Below are 1,597 nucleotides of genomic sequence, written 5' to 3'. Positions count from 1 at the left end.
CGCGGGCCGGTTCGGCCGGCCGCGGCGCGCGCCGCCGACGTCCGCGCATCGCCGCGGCCCCCGTATGTGTTCCGACCCAAAGGAGAGAGCCATGCAATATCTACGCAACGTGTCCCGAATTGCCGTCGCCGTCGCGCTGAGCGCCGGCCTCGCAGCCGCCGCGACCGGCGCGTACGCGCAGTCGTCGGACGGCCTGCCCGAAGCGACCCAGCAGGGCGACATCAGCTTCGTGTCGGGCGGCATCGGCAAGGATCAGTCGACGGCGTTCGAGTGCAACGAATCGGCGTGGCCGCTCGCGCTGCGCTTCACGGGCAAGGGCGGCGAATATCTGGCCGACGTCCACGTGCGGATCGTCGACGGCAAGGGCAACGAGGTGCTGAAGACCGACGCGCGCGGGCCGTACATGCTCGTGAAGCTGCCGCCGGGACGCTACACGGTGCACGCGTCGTATCAGGGCAGCGACGAAACGCGCGCGGTCACGGTCGGCGCGAAAGGCGGCGCGAAGGCCGCGTTCCAGTGGAGTGCACAGTAACGCGGGCCGCGGCCCCGATCGCGCAATCGCACGAAGTTTCGCCCATAATGAAAGCCACGGCGTTCGCGCCGTGGCTTTTTCGTTTCCTGCGCGCGGGCCGCGCGCCGCTTCGCCCGAAGGAGAAACGATGTCCGATGCCGCCGCCCCTCGCCTCGAAATCGTGCTGAACCGCCATCGCGTGCGCGTGATCCATCGCGGCATCACGTACGCGGACTCGCACGGCGCACTGACCGTGCGCGAAGCCGGGCAGCCGGACGTCCACTATCTGCCGCGCGGCGACGTCAACATGAGCAGGCTCGTGCGCTCGGCCACGACGGCGACGTGTCCGGTGAAGGGCGCGGCCGTCTACTTCAATCTGCAAACGGAAGACGGCGTGATCGAGGACGCCGCATGGAGCTACGAGTCGCCGGCGGCAGCGGCGCTCGCGCTCGCGCAGTACGTCGCGTTCGACGTCGCGCGGATCGACAGTCTCGTCGAAACGTCGTGAAGCGTCGTGCGCGGATCGCGGAGGCGTCATGGAACTGAACGACACGTTATGCGTTGCGCTTGCGCCGGCCGTCGTGCGCGACGCGCTCGAGGACGTCGCGCTGCTGCGCGCGAGCGTCGACCATTGCGAATCGTTCGTGAAGCGGGCGCGCGACGAATTCGCGCTGACGATCACGGTGCCGCACGGCACGCTGCGCGGGCGCTATGAGGTGCGTGTGCACGTCGCGGCCGAGCACGGCGACGCGGAAGGGCGGCCGCGCCGGATGCTCGGTTTCCATGCACGCGCGGAGGGCCTCGGCGCGCTGCGCGGCCAGATCGACGTCGTGCTGGCGCCGGACGACGCCGGGGACGCGACCTGCATCGAGTACCGCGTATGGGCGACCGCGACGGGCCCGCTGGCCGAACTGCCGGCGCGGCAGATCGAGAACGCCTTGCGCGACTGCATCGACGACTTCTTCCGCGAATTCTGCGCGATCGTGCAGGCGAAGCACGGGCTCGCGCCGAACCGTGCCCGCGCGGCCGCGCCGCGCCGCCCGCACGTGTTCCTGCGCCCGGCCGCGCTGACGGCCGCGGCAAAGC

Annotated in this window: 3 protein-coding genes; all 3 read left to right on the top strand. The window is 70.6% G+C overall.

The genetic code is table 11. From position 1 onward, the window contains the following. Positions 1 to 91 precede the first annotated feature (91 nt). Positions 92 to 532, top strand: coding sequence for a carboxypeptidase-like regulatory domain-containing protein (locus HMPREF3115_RS16105; protein WP_070555087.1), 441 nt, complete (start codon positions 92 to 94; stop codon positions 530 to 532). A 127-nt stretch (positions 533 to 659) separates the two neighbouring features. Next, on the top strand, positions 660 to 1,019 hold the full coding sequence (locus HMPREF3115_RS16100; protein ID WP_006398422.1) for a DUF427 domain-containing protein: 360 nt from the start codon (positions 660 to 662) through the stop codon (positions 1,017 to 1,019). Between the two features lie 28 nt (positions 1,020 to 1,047). Further along, positions 1,048 to 1,597: SRPBCC family protein (locus HMPREF3115_RS16095; RefSeq protein ID WP_070555086.1), on the top strand; the 550-nt coding region annotated here is incomplete at its 3' end.

Source organism: Burkholderia sp. HMSC10F09 (genome assembly GCF_001806955.1).
Lineage (GTDB): Bacteria > Pseudomonadota > Gammaproteobacteria > Burkholderiales > Burkholderiaceae > Burkholderia > Burkholderia multivorans.
Note: the sequence above shows the minus strand (reverse complement) of the source record. Positions and strands in the feature narration are given on the sequence as shown.